Consider the following 17,820-nt stretch of genomic DNA (forward strand, 5'->3'; position numbering starts at 1 on the left):
GGGGACTTCCCTTACAATTCCAAAAATGGGTTACCGGAGCAGTACAGTGGTGCCTTTGCGGAATACCCGCTTGCCGCTGACTTTCTCTGTGTATTCCAGCATCCATACATAGGTGCCCACGTCGGCAGTTTTTCCATTGACGGTGCCATCCCATTTACGCCGCCAGTCAGTGGTTTCAAACAGGAGATTGCCCACCCGGTTATAAATAGCAAAATGAAGATCCACCGCTTTATAGGCATTCAATGGATAGAGATAATCGTTTTGTCCATCGTTGTTGGGAGAAAACGCAGTAGGCACATCTATATAACAACTGGATACAGCAGTAATATAATGATCGGCGGTATCCAGGCAGTTCGCATCGTTTTTAACAATCAGCCGGATCAGGTATTGTTGTTCCTTTTGTGTGGGATAATACTGCATGCGGATGGGAGTGGCACCGTTAGTACGGGCGCCGTTGCCATAGTCCCAGTTCCAGGACATTATTTTACCAAGACTTTTATTCTGCGGTAATACCAGGTCCAGCGGGCAATAGGGGCCTGGATCTACGTCGAACAATGCAGTGACTTCACTTCTGAAAAGGGTGTCTTTACTTTTTGTATCAGAACATACACCATTGGAAACGGTGAGCTGCAGGTGCTTCATGCCGAGTGTGGTATATACTTTCACTGGATTTTGTGTCGTAAAGGAGTCGCCGTCATCAAAGGTCCATTTCCACTGATTCACCTGGTTTTTACCATTATGCTGTAAATGCAGAGTGGTAATACGGCAGTTCTGCTCAATAGAATAGCCAAACGAGGCATTAACGGTATCGGCTGCACGAAAAGTAGTTTGCTGATTAAGCGCAGAGGGCTGCCAGCATTCCGTCTGCAAAGTATTGCCATCAGTTCCATTCCGGAGGGTGATGACGTAATCACCTGCATTTTGAATGGTGGCTGATAGCTGTAGTTCCACGGTGTCGGCCAGGTTATTACTATTGCAGATCCCTGTTGCCTTTACAATCGTTACCGGCTTCGGGCCGCTGATGGTAAAGTCGCTGCCATCGGGTGCTATAGAGCTGCAGCGCACCGGGACGGAGACACCTATTTTTATACTCACCGGGGTACAGGTAGCGGGGGCGGTACCACGTATCAATGCACTTGGTTGCGGAGCAATCGTAAAAGGCTGTTGGGCGCCGGTGGGCGTTTCCTGCCAGCATTCACTTTGCAGTGTGTTCCCGTCTTTTCCGGCTTTCAGCTGTACCAGGTAATTGCCATCTTTTAGTATCCGGTCTTTTAATTGAAGGGTAACCGTTTTGGTTAGTCCGTTTGCATCGCACACAGTAACGGCTTTGCTGATCACGATGGGAATAGGCCCGGTGATGGTGAAGTCGCTGCCATCGGCTGCTACAGAACTGCAACGGATCGACTCATTAAATACCAGTTGTATTTCGTTGGGCGCGCAGGGTGGAGGCGTAACAGGGGGCAGTGGCACATAGGGCTGCGGAGGTATGTTAAATGTGGCTTCCTGTCCCGCTGGCGTTTCTATATGGCATTCGCTTTCAATTGTATTGCCATCGGGTCCTTTTACGAGCGTTACCTTATAGTTCCCTGCTATCAGTATTCTTTTATCCAGTTTTAGTGTGATGATGGTCGTCAGCCCATCACTGCTGCAATTGCCGGTAGCACCGGTAATCTTTACTCCCGGAGGGCCGCTCAGTACAAAGTCTTTTCCATCCGGAGAAATTGATGCGCACCGGATCGGTGCATCAAATACCAGTTGCAGTTGATCTGGTGCACAGGGCAGCGTTTTAATATTACCCATCTTTACCGGAAAGGTTTGTACTACCGTAAAGGTAGCACGCTCTCCTACGGGAAGCTGGTTGCCGCAGGCATCCAGGAACGTATTGTTATCGATGCCATTTTTTGATACCAGGGAATGCGTCCCGACCGGGAGCATTTTATCTAATTGTACCAGCAATGAATCCGTATCAAAACCATTCGTGCAGCCAACACCGGTTACGCCGGTGATGTTTATGCCTGGCGTGGTAAGGGAAAACTCACTTCCATCTTTGGAGATGCTGTTGCATTGTACCTTTTTGCTGAGTTTAATTCCTACTGAAAAAGGGCCGCAATTATAGGCCGACTGCTGCAGGTGAGGTATGGTTGGATCTGTGATCACGGCGGTGCCGCCGCCAAAGGCGAGTTCATAACCGCTTTGCGTATCGGAAAAATGACTGATCAGCAACAGGTATTGGTGGCCTTGCTGCAGCACCGCCATCTTGCTGAATAAAGGCTGGCCGTAGCCGCCACAAACAGCGATGTTGGTTCCTGCAGCAGATGCGCCGGTAAGACCAAATTCTCCGGACCAGTTCATCGTTACGAAAAGACTCCCATCAGTGTAAACGTCATTCGGATTGCGGCCGGTAATATCGAATATCTGCCAGTCGTAGTCTTCAGCCAGTATAAGCGGTGTAATCGTAAATCCGAGCGTACCGGTTTGATAACAGGTAAATTTATACCAGAAAGGATTTTTATCAGAGTGATTAAAATCTCCCGGGGTGTTACAAACAGGGCCGGGTATAGTTGTTGTGCCACAAACAGGTACAGAGAGTTGTTTGAATACCTGGGTGCCACATACCGGAAAAGCAGAGGAAGGCGTTTGACCAATCTGGTCACAGGACTGTGTCCTGGCCATTTGGGCAAAGGATAACAACATCAGGAGATAGGCAAAAAATCGCACAAAATACATGGGTATAGCAATTACGCAGGAATTGGCATAAATTAAGAAAAAAAATCCAGATCGCAGGGAAGAATCTATGCAGATATTTTTTCTATATAGCTAAAAATGCCCTTTTTTTGGTTAAAATCTGCGTATAATTGATTAATTACAGTAGCGTGCTATCGCAGGCCTCCCGCTATTTTTGTTGGCATAAAAAAAGATAGGAAAATGGCACAAGTTAACTGGCAAGGCGTATTTCCCGCATTGCTCACCCCTTTCACCGCCGACGATCATATTGATTATGAGATGTTCGACAAAAACCTGCAGGCGCAGGTTGACGCAGGCGTTAATGGTATTATTCTGGGCGGCTCACTGGGAGAAGCCAGCAGTTTACAGAATGAAGAGAAGTATGCATTGGTAAAACATGCGGTTGCTTTTCTGGGTGGTAAAATACCCGTCATTATGAATATTGCAGAGCAAACTACCACTGCTGCTATTGCCTGTGCTCAGGCAGCTGAAGTTGCCGGCGCTGCTGGCCTGATGCTGTTGCCTCCTATGCGCTATAAAGCGGATGATGCCGAAACAGTAGCCTATTTCCTTGCAGTGGCCAGCAGTACTCCACTGCCTATTATGATCTACAATAATCCGATAGATTATAAGATTATGGTGACCCTGGATATGTTTGAGCAACTGTCGAAAGCGCCTAATATTCAGGCTGTGAAGGAGTCTACCCGTGATACTACCAACGTTATCCGGATGATCAATCGTTTCGGTGACCGTTTCAGTGTACTCTGCGGCGTAGATACGCTGGCGTTAGAGAGCATCGTCCTGGGAGCCAATGGCTGGGTAGCCGGTCTGGTGGATGCTTTCCCACGTGAAACAGTAGCTATCTACCGCCTCGTAAAAGCAGGTCGTATTGCAGAAGCACTCGCTATTTACCGTTGGTTCATGCCTTTGCTGGAACTCGATATCGATCCCAAACTGGTACAGTATATTAAAATGGCTGCTACGGCTACCGGTATTGGCAACACAAACTTACGCGCACCACGCCTGTTGCCTCAGGGAGCAGAAAAAGCACACGCGGAAAAAGTAATTGCTGACGCATTGGCCACCCGCCCCGTGTTACCAGAGTATTTAAATCTCCCTGCATGATTACAGGAAAAAATATAATAGGCTTCGCTACTTCCGGAGAAGGGAATGAGGTACTTCGTGCGTACGATCCCGTTAGTAATGCTGCTTTGCCTGAAACATTTGCTGTAGCCACTGCTGCAGAGGTAAATCAGGCGGTGGATAAAGCTACCACCGCTTTCATGGAATACCGCCTTTCTTCTCCGGAAGACAGAGCGGTTTTTCTGGAAACCATTGCGAATGAAATATTAGCCTTGGGCGATCTGCTACTGGAAAGAGCCGTAGCGGAATCAGGCCTGCCACTGGGTCGTATCACGGGAGAAAGGATGCGCACCGTTTCCCAGCTGCGGCTTTTTGCCAACATATTACGCGAAGGCTCCTGGGTAGAGGCAGTGATAGATCCGGCACAACCGGACCGTACTCCACTACCACGGGCGGATATACGAAAAATGCTGGTACCGTTGGGACCCGTACTGGTATTCCCGGCCAGCAATTTCCCACTTGCTTTTTCCACTGCCGGCGGCGATACTGCATCTGCACTGGCAGCAGGCAATCCGGTAATTGTAAAAGCACATGAATCGCACCCAGGCACCAATGAACTGGTGGCTATTGCTATTCAAAGAGCCGCACAAACATGTGGTATGCCGGATGGTGTATTTTCAAGTCTTACCGGCGCCGGACCGGCACTGGGACAACAACTGGTAAAACACCACGGTATAAAAGCGATCGGATTTACCGGTTCGTTTAAAGCCGGTACTGCTATCTTTGATGCTGTTACACAAAGACCGGAACCTATTCCGGTATATGCAGAAATGGGCAGTATCAATCCTGTATTGCTGTTGCCTGCCAAACTGGCTACAGCAGCAGAAAGCGTAGCTAAACAATATGCACAGTCCATCACCCTGGGCACCGGACAGTTTTGTACCAACCCTGGTTTGCTGATTGCCCTGGCAGATGATGCCACCACACAATTCGCTGCGGTATTACAACAGGAGCTGTCGGCTATCCACGCCGGCACCATGCTTAACCCCGGTATCTGTTATCATTATTATGAAAACAGGGACCAGCTATCGCGCAGAAAASGAGTAGAAACCCTTTTTGCCGGCAACCTGGAATCTGCAGCTACCAAAGGTTCACCGGCATTATACCGCGTGAATGCAAAAAACTTTATCGCCAGCACAGAACTGCAGCAGGAAGTATTTGGACCAGCTGCTTTACTGGTGGTATGTGATGACGATGCGGAACTACAAACCGTATTAACACAATTACACGGACAATTAACCGGTACGGTGATGGGAGAAGCAGCAGACCTGCAACGCTTTAGCCCTGCTATTGCGCTGTTGGCCGAAAAGGTAGGCCGTATCATTTTGAATAATGTACCTACAGGAGTGGAACCGGGTTATGCCATGCACCATGGCGGACCATTTCCAGCTACCACGGATATACGAAGTACGTCTGTGGGGGCTTCGGCTATTGTACGTTTTGCAAGGCCTTTATGTTACCAGGACTGGCCGGCAGCGCTGCTCCCGGCAGCACTGAAAGACGAAAATCCTTTAGGCATCTGGCGCCGGCTGGATGGTCAGCTGACACGCGATGCTGTCAGAAAATAATTTTGAATGTGTATGTCGACTAAAACTTTTTTTTGCATAGATGCCCATACCTGCGGTAACCCGGTAAGACTGGTTGCCGGAGGCGGGCCTATCCTCCGGGGGAATAATATGATGGAGAAACGCCTGCATTTTTTGCAGGAGTTCGACTGGATCCGTAAAGGCCTCATGTTTGAACCCCGCGGGCATGATATGATGAGTGGCAGTATCCTGTATCCGCCTTCCGATGAAGCTAACGATATTGGTGTATTGTATATCGAAACCAGCGGCTGTTTGCCTATGTGTGGTCATGGTACCATCGGTACAGTGACTATTGCCATTGAGCAGGGATTGATTACCCCAAAAGTGCCGGGTAAATTGCGCCTGGAAACTCCGGCAGGATTGGTGCTGGTGGACTATGTACAGGAAGGGAAGAAGGTGAAATCAGTAAAGCTGACGAATGTAAAATCTTTCCTGGCAGCAGAAAACCTGGAAGTCAACTGCCCGGATCTGGGTACTTTACACGTGGATGTAGCCTATGGAGGTAACTTCTACGCCATCGTTGATCCACAGGAGCATTTCTCCGGCCTGGAAAATTATACTGCTGATCAGTTGATTTCCTGGAGCCGTGAACTACGGAAAAGACTAAACGAAGCATATACTTTCGTGCATCCGGAAAATGAGCACATCAAAGGGTTGAGTCATCTGCTGTGGACCGGTGCCACCATCAGCCCGGAAGCCACCGCCCGCAACGCGGTGTTCTACGGCGATAAAGCCATTGACCGCTCTCCCTGTGGTACCGGCACTTCTGCAAGAATGGCGCAATGGTATGCAAAGGGAAAACTGCGTAAAGGGGATCGCTTCATTCATGAAAGTATTATTGGCTCCCAATTTACCGGTACCATCGAAGAAGAAACCACCGTGGCGGGTAAACCAGCTATTGTTCCGGGCATTGAAGGCTGGGCAATGGTAACAGGTTTTAACACTATTATCCTGGATGATGATGATCCGTATGTGCACGGTTTTCAGGTCCTATAGAACTATTATCGGGAACAATGATCCCAATGGACGCAAGACTCCCGTGATCAAATCATTTTAAGTATATGAAAGCAATCGTCATCGGCGGTGGTATTATTGGTCTTTGCAGCGCTTATTACCTGCAGGAAAGCGGCTGGGAAGTAACTGTCATCGATAAGGGAGATTTCAGCAACAACTGTTCCTATGGCAATATGGGCATGATAGTGCCGAGTCATTTTGTACCACTGGCGGCACCAGGTATTATATCACAGGGTATCCGCTGGATGTTCAACAGTAAAAGCCCTTTTTATGTAAAGCCTGCCCTGAATAAACAATTGATCAGCTGGGGATTAAAGTTCATGAAAAGTGCCAACGCACAGCATGTCGCTGCATCGGCGCTGCCACTGCGGGATATTAATCTCTTCAGCCGCTCCCTGTATACAGATCTTGCTCAAAAGGAAGCCTTTCATTTTGGCCTCGAACGCAAGGGGATCATCATGTATTATAAAACGTCTGCAGTAGCGGAAGAAGAAGCACATCTTGCCAAACAGGCCAATGACATGGGATTAGATGCGGTGGTGCTGGATAAAGCAGCCCTGCAGGCACTGGAACCACAGGTGCAGATGGATGTGTTGGGAGGGGTACATTACCGCTGTGATGGACACCTGTATCCCAATGACCTGATGCGGCAACTGATCGCATATCTGCAACAACAACAGGTGCAATTTCTCCCTGATAAAGAAATAACAGGTATAAAAACCAATGGACAGAAAGTAACCGCCGTAGTAACAGGGAACGAAACGCATGCTGCCGATATGTTTGTACTGGCCACCGGCTCCTGGACGCCGGCAGTGGCACGTTTAGCGGGTGTTTCCGTTCCTATGATGCCAGGTAAAGGATACTCCGTTACACTGGAATATCCGGCGGTAAATTTAAATATTCCGGCTATTCTGTGTGAAGCCCGGGTGGCATTAACACCTATGGGAAACAGGTTACGTTATGGTGGTACAATGGAAGTGGCGCCCGTAAACGAAACGGTGAATATGAACCGCGTTGCCGGTATCGTAGACTCTATACAACGTTACTTTACCAATCTCCCGGTAAACATGCCTGATAAAACAGCCGTGTGGAGTGGATGCAGGCCCTGTTCCCCCGATGGATTGCCTTATATTGGCTATGTACCGCAGTTCAGCAATCTGTTGTTAGGTGGCGGACATGCCATGATGGGCCTTAGCCTGGGACCTGCTACCGGCAAGCTGTTAGCCGAACTGGCCAACAACGGTAAAACAAGTATTGATATCACTGCTTTTTCTCCGGCGAGATACCGGTAGGCTGTTAGCCATTAGCTTTTAGCTTTTAGCAAAATGCAGCGGAGAACATAATATATGTCTATCTCCGCTGCATTTTGCTAAAAGCTAAAAGCTAATGACTAAAAGCTAAATCACTATATTTGGTCCATGCAAGGAACAACAGATATCGGAAAAAAGGCTGCGGGAGAAAAAGCAGCGGAATATATTAAATCAGGTATGACGGTTGGATTAGGTACCGGCAGTACTGCATACTATACTATTCTCCGTATAGGCGAACTAGTTAGGGCGGGGCTGGAAATTAAAGCGGTAGCTACTTCTGCGCAATCAGAACAACTGGCAAGAGAACAGGAGATCCCACTGGTTGATTTTGATAAAGTGGAAAGAATAGATATAGATATTGATGGGGCAGATGAAGCAGACGCGCAGCTGCAGTTAATCAAAGGGGGAGGAGGGGCTTTGCTCCGTGAAAAAATTATTGCGGCGGCTTCAAAAGAAATGCTGGTGGTGATAGATGAGCACAAGCTGGTGAAGCATCTGGGCAAATTTCCATTGCCGGTAGAAGTAGCCACCTTTGGCTGGGAGCTTACCTTCAAACAACTGGTGGCACTGGGCGCCCGTCCGGTACTGCGGCTAAAAGATAATAACCGCTTTGTAACGGACAACGGTAATTATATCCTGGATTGTCATTATCAGAAAATTCATAATGCGCCGGCGTTGCATACGCAACTCAATAATATCCCTGGCGTAGTAGAAAACGGTTTATTTCTCGACTACGCCAGCAGGTTGATCATCGGTAATCAGGATGGTAGCGTCAGGGAGATCACACATCCTTATCCAGCAAAGACGTCTTTTTAGTATCGCGTGAACTGAGGTACACCAGCAGTGAGATAAAAATACAAATGGTCACATACCAGTAATACATCGGCTCATGCCCTGTCTTTTTAAAATACAGGGCAATGGGTTCTGCAGTACCACCAAAGATAGCTACTGTAAGGGCATAGGGGAAACCGACTCCCAATGCCCGTATTTCCGCCGGGAACATCTCCGCTTTTACCACCGCATTAATAGACGTATAGCCACTCACAATCACCAAGGCGAGGAGAATGAGCCAGAAGGCTGTCCATTCTGAACTGGTGTTGCTGATAGCGGTGAGAATAGGTACAGTAAGCAGGGTGCCCAGTACTCCGAAACCTACCAGGAGGGGCTTGCGGCCGTATATGTCTGAAATCCAGCCAAATAAGGGCTGCAAACAGGCAAAGATCAGCATGAGGAAGAACGTAATGGTAGTCGCATGTTCAATACTCAGATGCACCGTATTCACCAGGAACTTCTGCATATAGGTAGTGTAGGTATAAAAGGCGAGGGTACCACCCATGGTAAGTCCTACCACGGTCAGCACGGCCCTCGGATGCTGCCGGAACAACAACTTCAGGGAGCCCTTCTCCTTTTCGTTTTTTATTTTTTCGAAAGAAGTAGATTCCTGCATATGCCTGCGCAGGTAAAGCGCAAAAAAAGCCAGTGCAGCGCCAATGATAAATGGAATGCGCCAGCCCCATTCATGTAACTGGGCAGGCGTTAGAAACAATTTCTGTAGCAGCATTTGTACGCCCAGTGCAATGAGTTGCCCGCCAATCAGGGTAACATACTGAAAACTGGAATAAAAGCCCCGCAGCTCTTTGGTAGCTACTTCGCTCAGGTAGGTGGCAGAGGTACCATATTCCCCGCCTACGCTTAACCCTTGTAACAACCTGGCCAGCAGGAGCAATGCCGGTGCGGCCAAACCGATACTGTTGTAGGAAGGCGTAAATGCAATGAGTAAGGAGCCCAGCGACATCAGTAATACCGATAATGTCATAGAGGCTTTACGTCCTTGTTTATCGGCTATGCGGCCAAACATCCAGCCTCCTATGGGCCGCATCAGAAAACCTACGGCAAAAATGGCGGCTGTATTGAGCAGCTGAGCCGTATAACTACCCTTTGGGAAAAAAACAGGCGCAAAATAGAGAGAAAAAGTCGCGTAAATGTACCAGTCGTACCATTCTACCAGGTTGCCGGCTGATCCGGTTAATATGGCTTTTATTCGCCATGCGTCAGGATGTTTCATATATAATGCGAAAATATATTTTAATCTGGAATTATGGGCCAATGCCCCCGTCCAGCGCAAGAAAATCTTTTAAAAAAATTAGGGTTGTATTCAGGAAATCACCTATCTTCGTACCGCTTCTTTAAGATAATGTATTTCAATTCTGTTGGTAGATCACCTCTCACATTCAGCTTTTTCTTACACTTTTTCTTGTAGTCGCCCAGGTAGCCGCCTGCAGTAATAAATGGCGAGAACACGTTCACAATTAAATATTAAATATAATGCAAACAGGTGTAGTAAAATTTTTTAATGAAGCTAAAGGTTTTGGATTCATTAAAATCGAAGGTTCCGGACAAGAAATTTTTGTTCACGTATCTGGTATCAAAGAAAGCATCGGCGAAAATGACCGCGTAGTATTTGACGTGGAAGAAGGCAGAAAAGGCCCGAATGCTGTTAACGTAAGACTGGCATAATTTATTTTATAATAGTTTTGTTATAAACCGCGCTGGCTATGCCAGGGCGGTTTTTTTTATGCATTATTTTTAAGGGTGAATGCTACTGATCTAAGCCTTCATCACGGCTGTTGTAGAAGGACTTTATTTTCCCTGTATCTAAATACGCTTAAGAACCTCCATCATTACAGCCAACATTACCTGCAAAAGTGTAGAGTCATTATATCGGCTCCGTCGATGCTATGCTTAGCACCGGCTATGTACCTATAGAAGCACAGCAGCTGAGGTGGACTTGATGTGGAGATAAGGTGGACTTGATGTGGACTTGATCCGGGGATGTACTACCCAATAAGAAAGACCGATAGAGGCCGGAAAGGGCCATAGTAGCGCTGCTGTAGCAGGCTGTAGCTGAGAAAGGCGGCCATTTTCATCATTTAGATATCATTCACTTATTTTTGGGGTTAAATAATAAGATCCGCCATTACAGCGGATCTTGTTATTTATTAGATAATTTTATAAATTATCAAGCGCTCATTTCAGGCTATTTTTCTTCCTGTAGCCACACTACTTTTTGCACAGATGCATGCGGTGCTGCAATTACTGAGCCGTATAAATCAGGTCTGCGGGCCAAACGATACCGGCAGCCACCGGCTTCCTTCAGCTTATTGCGTGTAAGCGTTGCCGTTACTACATCATCACCCAGTTTCCGGCATTCCGCCACCACATCACCAAATGGGTCCAGGATCATGGAACAACCATTCTTTAACTGGTCATCATCCATGCCAATCGGATTGGAGAAAACGGCATAAATGCCATTGTCGTATGCACGCGCCGGTAGCCACTTCATCAACCAGGACCGTCCCTTCATGCCATCAAATTCCAGCCGCAGGGAAGTCGGATCGTTCTCGCGGTTTTCCCATAACTTAGGATCCACAAAACCCGCACCCGGCCTGGTAGATGGCGTACACATTGTCACGTGTGGCATGAAAATGATTTCTGCACCCAGCAAAGCCGTGGCGCGAACATTTTCTATGATATTATTATCGTAACAAATCAGCATACCACATTTCCATCCCAACAGATCAAATACGATATACTCATTTCCCGGTGTCAGATAAGGATTAATAAACGGATGCAGCTTCCGGTATTTCGCTACTAACCCGTTTTTGTCTACACACACATATGCCTTGAATAAATTATCGTCGGCATCTTTTTCAAATAATCCTGCCAGCACCGCAATATTATTTTCTGCTGCAATGTCTTGTAACGCCTTGATAGAAGGGCCATCGGGGATAAATTCAGAGAGTTCCAGCATCTGCTCCCTGGATAAATGCCGGGCAAAAGTATAGCCGGTTACAGCACATTCGTGAAAGGCGACAGCATGGGCGCCATCGGCGGCTGCCTGTGCAGATAATTTGCGGATAACCCCCAGGTTATAGGCTTTGTCATTGCTCCTGTTTTCAAATTGAGCCGTTGCTATTTTTATGGTTTCCATCTCATTAATATTTTGTTGGCAAAAACTAAAACGAATATACACCCCATTTAGTTATGCGCAATATTGACGCTGTTTTCGCAGCTTTTCTGTATATTCGCCCTTTCAATTTAAAATTAAATGCCCCAACCGGATAATACAAATATCATCTTTCACCTGGCGGCAGATTTCATAAACCATACACACCGCCATATCTTCCTTACCGGTAAAGCTGGTACGGGGAAAACTACGTTCCTGAAATATATAAAAGAACATACCCGTAAAAATACGGTAGTTGTGGCGCCTACAGGTGTAGCCGCCATCAACGCCGGTGGTGTTACCATGCACTCTTTTTTTCAGTTGCCCTTTGGACCTTTTGTTCCCGGCACCAAAAGAGGCTTTGGAATGGATGAAATCAGCAGCACGGATAAACATAGTTTGTTCCGTAACATTCGTTTTACGAATGATAAGAAAGTGCTGTTACAGGAAATGGAATTACTCATCATCGATGAGGTAAGTATGGTGCGTTGTGATATGCTGGACGCTATTGATGTGATCCTCCGTCATTTCCGCAATAAACCCCTGCTGCCTTTTGGTGGTGTACAGGTGTTGTTTATAGGTGACCTGTACCAGCTGCCTCCGGTAGTTCCGGACGCAGAATGGCGCATGCTCTCCGAATACTACACCAGCACATTCTTCTTTGCCTCCAAAGTAATAGAACAGGCGCCGCCACTGTATATTGAGCTGAAGAAAATTTACCGGCAAAACGAACAGGCATTCATCGATGTACTTAACCGGGTACGTAACAATGAAGTACTGCACGAAGACCTGGTAATGCTGAATGAACATTATCAGCCAAATTTTAAGGGAGAAGACGAAGAGTATATCGTACTTACCACCCATAACAGAAAGGCGGATGAAATCAATGCCCGGCGCCTGGCAGACATGCCTGGCAAAGTGTATCGTTTTGAAGGTAAAATTGAAGGTGATTTCAGTGACAAAGCCCTGCCCACAGAATTGCTGTTGCAACTGAAAGTAGGAGCACAGGTGATGTTCCTGAAAAATGACCTGGCGCAGCCACGTCGTTATTACAACGGAAAAATCGCCATCGTTAAGGAAATCAATGAGGAAGAAATAGTACTGGTGTTGTCCGGCTCTCATGAGGAACTCAAACTGGGTAAAGAAACCTGGCGTAATATCCGCTACTCCTACAACCAGGAAGAGAACAGCATCGAGGAGGAAGAAATCGGCAGTTTCACGCAGTTTCCTATCCGTCTGGCCTGGGCGATCACTATTCATAAAAGCCAGGGGCTTACGTTTGAACGCGCGATTATCGACGCGGGCTATGCTTTTGCACCCGGGCAGGTATACGTGGCACTCAGCCGCTGTACTTCGCTGGATGGCCTGGTACTGCATTCCCGCATTGGGCATGGCAGTATTAAAACAGACCGGCAGGTCATCGAATTTGCTGAAAAAGAAAATGAAGCCAATGAACTGGTCGTACTGCTGGAAATGGAACGGAAGAAATTCCAGGCCACTTCTCTGCTGCAACTGTTCGACTGGTACCGTATGCAGGCCACTATTCGCAGTCATGCCGTATGGATCCAGGATAAAAAAGTACCCGATTTTGATGCAGCTATAAAACTGAGCCGCAGCATGTCTGCCAAAGTGGAACAGCAACAGGAAGTAGCCGCTAAATTTGTAGTGCAGCTGCATCAGTTGCTGGATACCGCCGTACAAACCGGCGAAATGGAACAATTACAACTGCGGGTGAACAAAGCCATCGGCTACTTTACCCAAAGCATCTATGAAGACCTGATACTACCTTTGCAGGCCCACATCGCGGATGTGAAGAAAGCAAAGTCCAAAAAATATCTGTTGCAACTCATGGCCCTGGAGTCTGACTGCTGGAATAAACTGCGGCATGTGTGGGAAGTATCCTACGCTGACCTGGCATTTACTACCGGCCTGAAAGATTATACCAAACTAAGGGATGCAGAAGCCGCCGCAGCTGCTATTCCAGCCGCCGCTGCCAAAGAAAAGGCCGCAAAAGGGAAAGTGGAAAAAGGTGCCAGCCGTCGCGGTACACTGGAACTATTCCTGGCAGGTAAGTCTGTTGCAGATATTGCCACAGCAAGACAACTCGCAGTAGGCACCATAGAAAGCCACCTGGCACAATGCGTGGAAGCAGGAGAGATGGATATCCATAAGTTTGTATCCGAAAGGACCATGCGCCTCATCCTGAAACATATCGGAGAGCTGGGCGCTACAGCTGCAGGTCCTATCAAGGAAAGAGTAGGAGAATCCGCCAGCTTCGCGGAAATCCGCGTCGTACAATGGTACCTGAAGAAGAAACAGGAAGAACAAATCATGAGATAGCGAACCAGCTTTTAGCCATTAGCTTTTAGCTTTTAGGAAAAATGCAGCGGAGAACATAGCATATATGTCCTTCGCTGCATTTTTCCTAAAAGCTAAAAGCTAAAAGCTAAAAGCTAAAAGCTAAAAGCTAATGGCTAAAAGCTAAAGCAGGATAGCCCGGGTTGCCAATATTTGTTCTGGATTGTATTTTGCTAAAAGCCAATGGCTAATAGCTAAAAGCAAAAATAAGCCAGTAACCGGTAAAAAAGAGGTAGGATTACTGTCGCATTGCCCGCTAAATTTGCATGTCAGCAATGATCATCTAAATTACTTTACCCGTGAAAGTAGGATTATTTATACCATGTTATATTGACCAGTTCTATCCGCAGGTAGGCATTGCCACCCTGCAGCTGCTACAGAAACTGGGTTGTGAAGTGGAATACCCACAGGGACAAACCTGTTGTGGCCAGCCGATGGCCAATTCAGGATACGAACATCTTACGCATCAGTGTAATACCCTGTTCATCAAAAATTTTGCTGACTACGATTATATTGTAGGTCCCTCCGGCAGCTGCGTATTGCATATCAAGGATCATTTGCACGATCCGGTAGTGGAGGATAAGGCCACGCACATACGCCAACGTATATACGAACTGACGGAATTCCTGACAGACATCCTGAAGGTGGAATCTCTCCCTGCCCGTTTTCCCTGTAAGGTAGGGTTGCACCAGAGCTGCCACGGACAACGTGGATTGGCGCTGGCACAAATGAGTGAGCTGGTGGCCGCACCTTTTTCCAAACCGGAAAAGCTGCTGCGTATGGTAGCAGGTGTAGAGCTGGTGCCGCTGGACAGACAGGATGAGTGCTGTGGTTTTGGAGGCACTTTCTGTGTGGCAGAAGAAGCGGTGTCCGTAAAAATGGGAAAGGATCGTGTAGCCGATCACGTTAAACATGGCGCGGAGGTAATCACCGGAACAGATGTGAGTTGCCTCATGCACATGGAAGGCATTTTACGCCGGCAGCATGCCGGAGTGAAGGTGATGCATATTGCTGAAATTCTCAATCAAAATATCCATGAACAGGCAAACAGCTGATCACGCAACGCTGGCGGACAAGTTCAACGAGGACGAAGCCAGGGTAAACTGGCACGATGAAACTTTGTGGTGGGTGCGGGCAAAGCGCGACCGCATGGCATGGAGTATTCCCGAATGGGAACTGTTGAGGGAAACGGCTTCGCAGATAAAGCTCAATGCATTGGGGAACCTGTATGATTACCTCCTGCAGTTTGAGCAACAGGCCCAACAAAATGGAGCGATCGTGCATTGGGCCGCCGATGCAGCAGAACATAACCAGATCGTTACCGCCATATTGAAAAAGCATGGTGTGCAGCGGATGGTGAAAAGTAAATCGATGCTGACAGAAGAATGCCACCTGAACCCACACCTGGCAGCCAACGGTATCGAAGTGATAGATACAGATCTGGGCGAAAGAATAGTACAGCTGGCAAAAGAACCTCCCAGTCATATTGTACTGCCCTGTATTCATAAAAAGAAAGAAGAAATAGGCGAGCTGTTTCACGAACACCTGGGTACGCCCGCAGGAAATGCGGATCCGCAGTTCCTGACGGCGGCAGCAAGGCTGCATCTGCGAAAGGAGTTTCTCCAGGCAAACGCTGCTATTACGGGGGTGAATTTTGCAGTAGCAGAAACAGGGGAGATGGTGGTATGTACCAATGAAGGGAATGCAGATATGGGAGCGCACCTGGCTAATGTACATATTGCCTGTATGGGCATTGAGAAAATAATTCCACAGCGTAAGCACCTGGGGGTGTTTTTACGCCTGTTGGCGCGTAGTGCTACGGGACAGCCCATCACCACTTATTCGAGTCATTTCAGGCAGCCCAGGGCTGGTCAGGAGTTGCATATCGTGTTGGTCGATAATGGTCGCAGCAGGCAGCTGGGCCGGGAGGACTTCCGCAACTCATTGAAGTGTATCCGTTGTGGAGCCTGTATGAACACCTGCCCGGTATACCGGCGCAGCGGGGGGCACAGCTATCATACCGCCGTGGCAGGTCCTATCGGGGCTATTCTGGCGCCTAACCTGGATATGAAGGATTATGCAGATCTGCCCTTTGCTTCGACATTATGTGGCTCCTGTTCAAATGTATGCCCGGTGAAAATAGATATTCACCAGCAGCTGTATAAATGGCGGCAGGTATTGGTAAAGGAAGGGCATACAACGGCTGCAAAAACCGCCAGTATGAAAATAATGAGCGGGGTATTATCAGCGCCACGGACCTATAAAACCGCGGGTAAAATGGGACGCTGGGTGATGCGTGCTTTCCCCGGTATGGTAAATAATCGTCTGAACCCATGGTACAAGCAACGGGAAATGCCTGCCCCGCCGGCACAATCATTCTCCGAATGGTATAAAAAAAATAAAAAATCTTCATGAGCAGCAGGGATAAAATATTAGCCGCCGTAAAACAGAACCAGCCGGAGGCGGCAGCATTGCCAGCTTTGCAGGGGCTATCCGGCAATATGCCCGGCACCCTGGAAGCTTACCGAAAAGTATTGGAAGCATTAGGGGGCAGTTTGTTTGAAATAAAAAGTGAAACAGAGATACCAGCTTTGCTGGCGGAACATTATCCCCATTTAAAACGTATCATTACGGCTACCGATATGCAACGTGCATGGGTGAACGAAGATCCTCATCTGCTGGAAGATGTGGATATGGCTGTTGTACCGGGACAATGGGGGGTAGCAGAAAATGGGGCTATCTGGCTCACGGAGCAGGAGATGCAGGTAAGAGTACTGCCCTTTATCTGCCAGCACTTAGCCATCGTATTACCCCGGCAGCGTATACTGCCCACGATGCATGAAGCCTACGAAAAAATAGGTGCGCCACAAACCGGTTTCGGCGTGTTCATTGCCGGCCCTTCCAAAACAGCCGATATAGAACAGTCGCTGGTACTGGGCGCTCATGGTGCCAAAAGCCTGGTGGTATTTATTACCGGCGAATAGCATTTACGTATATACTTCTATGTTAGAAGCGGCCTCACCTGTTGACAGGTGAGGCCGCTTACATTGTAAGGGGTCCATATCAGACGGGCCAGGTATAATGTTAGTTATTTTTTAATAACCATACTATTTAATAAAAACTTTACTAACTTTTTGTGTTGGAAATTAAATAAATTAGTAAATTGGTATGGTGTTTGTTTGATTGCGAGCGTTGTAAGAATCATTTTAACGCAGATTTTTTAACCATATTATATAGCCATATTTTAGTCATACGCTGCGTTAACCAGAAAAATTGAAAGACCATGTATCATCTATTTAACACTTTAGAGCAATCAGAGAAAAGCAAGACGTTACAGCCCAAAGTTCAGTTGCATCACCACCAATGTTGCATCACTGGTAAAATTTCTTTAGTAATATTTAATATGGACAGCGCATTTAGCTGATCCGCCTATTTTTCCGTATATCCAAAATTTTATTTGCTGTATCGGCCCGTTGGGACAGTGTTTCAGTAGATGATGATTGCGGATATCTTTTTCATAATCGCTTTTTTAAGCCGGTTCGGGAATGTTATGTACTATCGTTTTGTTTTAGAGGTGGACTTGAAAAAAAAGTTTTCAACAGTTTACTTTTTCATAACAGAACTTATCAATTTTAGTATTTACTTTGTGCTAACTTTGAAAACCGAATAGTTTGTAATC

The 17,820-nt window shown here is 47.2% G+C and carries 13 protein-coding genes; 10 read left to right on the forward strand and 3 right to left on the reverse strand.

Translation table 11 applies throughout. The annotated features are described in order from the left end of the window. Positions 1-30: 30 nt before the first annotated feature. Positions 31-2,727: a gliding motility-associated C-terminal domain-containing protein gene (locus tag AB4Z08_RS23335; protein ID WP_441576201.1), complete on the reverse strand. Its 2,697-nt coding sequence runs from the start codon at positions 2,725-2,727 to the stop codon at positions 31-33. Between the two features lie 198 nt (positions 2,728-2,925). Here AB4Z08_RS23335 and AB4Z08_RS23340 point away from each other — a divergent pair, with 198 nt between their 5' ends. The 5 genes from AB4Z08_RS23340 (at position 2,926) to rpiA (ending at position 8,593) form a co-directional block, all read left to right on the forward strand. Beyond that, entirely contained in the window at positions 2,926-3,849 is a 924-nt protein-coding gene (locus AB4Z08_RS23340; protein WP_441576202.1) for a dihydrodipicolinate synthase family protein, read from the forward strand. Then, positions 3,846-5,435 (forward strand): aldehyde dehydrogenase (NADP(+)), encoded by a 1,590-nt coding sequence (locus AB4Z08_RS23345; RefSeq protein WP_441576203.1) that lies wholly within the window; start codon positions 3,846-3,848, stop codon positions 5,433-5,435. The genes AB4Z08_RS23340 and AB4Z08_RS23345 overlap by 4 nt, the downstream gene beginning before the upstream one ends. Before the next feature lie 12 nt (positions 5,436-5,447). Further along, complete coding sequence (locus AB4Z08_RS23350; protein ID WP_441576204.1) at positions 5,448-6,449, forward strand: 4-hydroxyproline epimerase; 1,002 nt, start codon at positions 5,448-5,450, stop codon at positions 6,447-6,449. Positions 6,450-6,514: 65 nt separating this feature from the next. Then, on the forward strand, positions 6,515-7,759 hold the full coding sequence (locus AB4Z08_RS23355) for an NAD(P)/FAD-dependent oxidoreductase (RefSeq protein WP_441576205.1): 1,245 nt from the start codon (positions 6,515-6,517) through the stop codon (positions 7,757-7,759). A 126-nt stretch (positions 7,760-7,885) separates the two neighbouring features. Next, positions 7,886-8,593 (forward strand): ribose-5-phosphate isomerase RpiA, encoded by a 708-nt coding sequence (gene rpiA / locus AB4Z08_RS23360; RefSeq protein ID WP_441576206.1) that lies wholly within the window; start codon positions 7,886-7,888, stop codon positions 8,591-8,593. On the opposite strand, the gene AB4Z08_RS23365 is transcribed toward rpiA, so the two are convergent. Further along, positions 8,559-9,842 (reverse strand): MFS transporter, encoded by a 1,284-nt coding sequence (locus tag AB4Z08_RS23365; RefSeq protein ID WP_441576207.1) that lies wholly within the window; start codon positions 9,840-9,842, stop codon positions 8,559-8,561. The genes rpiA and AB4Z08_RS23365 overlap by 35 nt on opposite strands. Before the next feature lie 260 nt (positions 9,843-10,102). Between AB4Z08_RS23365 and AB4Z08_RS23370 the strand changes: the two genes are divergently transcribed. Continuing rightward, entirely contained in the window at positions 10,103-10,294 is a 192-nt protein-coding gene (locus AB4Z08_RS23370) for a cold-shock protein (protein WP_079472790.1), read from the forward strand. Between the two features lie 520 nt (positions 10,295-10,814). Here the strand turns inward: AB4Z08_RS23370 and AB4Z08_RS23375 are convergent. Further along, the gene (locus tag AB4Z08_RS23375; protein WP_441576208.1) at positions 10,815-11,768 is read right to left on the reverse strand and encodes a nitrilase family protein; all 954 of its coding nucleotides are present in this window, start codon (positions 11,766-11,768) and stop codon (positions 10,815-10,817) included. Positions 11,769-11,885: 117 nt separating this feature from the next. On the opposite strand from AB4Z08_RS23375, the gene AB4Z08_RS23380 reads away from it, so the two are divergent. The 4 genes from AB4Z08_RS23380 to AB4Z08_RS23395 all read left to right on the forward strand — a co-directional run bounded on the left by AB4Z08_RS23380 (position 11,886) and on the right by AB4Z08_RS23395 (position 17,125). Further along, positions 11,886-14,123 (forward strand): helix-turn-helix domain-containing protein, encoded by a 2,238-nt coding sequence (locus AB4Z08_RS23380; RefSeq protein WP_441576209.1) that lies wholly within the window; start codon positions 11,886-11,888, stop codon positions 14,121-14,123. A 317-nt stretch (positions 14,124-14,440) separates the two neighbouring features. Then, a complete protein-coding gene (locus AB4Z08_RS23385; RefSeq protein WP_441576210.1) occupies positions 14,441-15,196 on the forward strand; it encodes a (Fe-S)-binding protein in 756 nt (251 codons plus the stop codon). Continuing rightward, positions 15,177-16,556, forward strand: a complete 1,380-nt coding sequence (locus AB4Z08_RS23390; RefSeq protein ID WP_441576211.1) for a lactate utilization protein B — start codon at positions 15,177-15,179, stop codon at positions 16,554-16,556. Before AB4Z08_RS23385 ends, AB4Z08_RS23390 begins: the two co-directional genes overlap by 20 nt. After that, on the forward strand, positions 16,553-17,125 hold the full coding sequence (locus tag AB4Z08_RS23395) for a LutC/YkgG family protein (protein WP_441576212.1): 573 nt from the start codon (positions 16,553-16,555) through the stop codon (positions 17,123-17,125). The genes AB4Z08_RS23390 and AB4Z08_RS23395 overlap by 4 nt, the downstream gene beginning before the upstream one ends. Positions 17,126-17,820: the final 695 nt, after the last annotated feature.

Origin of the sequence: Chitinophaga sp. RAB17 (assembly GCF_052114225.1) — a bacterium.
Lineage (GTDB): Bacteria > Bacteroidota > Bacteroidia > Chitinophagales > Chitinophagaceae > Chitinophaga.

Excerpts from the sequence above, each read along its gene's own strand:
- AB4Z08_RS23335 (WP_441576201.1), bottom strand. The coding sequence starts at position 2,727 with ATGTATTTTGTGCGATTTTTTGCCTATCTCCTGATGTTGTTATCCTTT.
- AB4Z08_RS23340 (WP_441576202.1), top strand. The coding sequence starts at position 2,926 with ATGGCACAAGTTAACTGGCAAGGCGTATTTCCCGCATTGCTCACCCCT.
- AB4Z08_RS23350 (WP_441576204.1), top strand. The coding sequence starts at position 5,448 with ATGTCGACTAAAACTTTTTTTTGCATAGATGCCCATACCTGCGGTAAC.
- AB4Z08_RS23355 (WP_441576205.1), top strand. The coding sequence starts at position 6,515 with ATGAAAGCAATCGTCATCGGCGGTGGTATTATTGGTCTTTGCAGCGCT.
- rpiA (WP_441576206.1), top strand. The coding sequence starts at position 7,886 with ATGCAAGGAACAACAGATATCGGAAAAAAGGCTGCGGGAGAAAAAGCA.
- AB4Z08_RS23365 (WP_441576207.1), bottom strand. The coding sequence starts at position 9,842 with ATGAAACATCCTGACGCATGGCGAATAAAAGCCATATTAACCGGATCA.
- AB4Z08_RS23370 (WP_079472790.1), top strand. The coding sequence starts at position 10,103 with ATGCAAACAGGTGTAGTAAAATTTTTTAATGAAGCTAAAGGTTTTGGA.
- AB4Z08_RS23375 (WP_441576208.1), bottom strand. The coding sequence starts at position 11,768 with ATGGAAACCATAAAAATAGCAACGGCTCAATTTGAAAACAGGAGCAAT.
- AB4Z08_RS23380 (WP_441576209.1), top strand. The coding sequence starts at position 11,886 with ATGCCCCAACCGGATAATACAAATATCATCTTTCACCTGGCGGCAGAT.
- AB4Z08_RS23390 (WP_441576211.1), top strand. The coding sequence starts at position 15,177 with ATGAACAGGCAAACAGCTGATCACGCAACGCTGGCGGACAAGTTCAAC.
- AB4Z08_RS23395 (WP_441576212.1), top strand. The coding sequence starts at position 16,553 with ATGAGCAGCAGGGATAAAATATTAGCCGCCGTAAAACAGAACCAGCCG.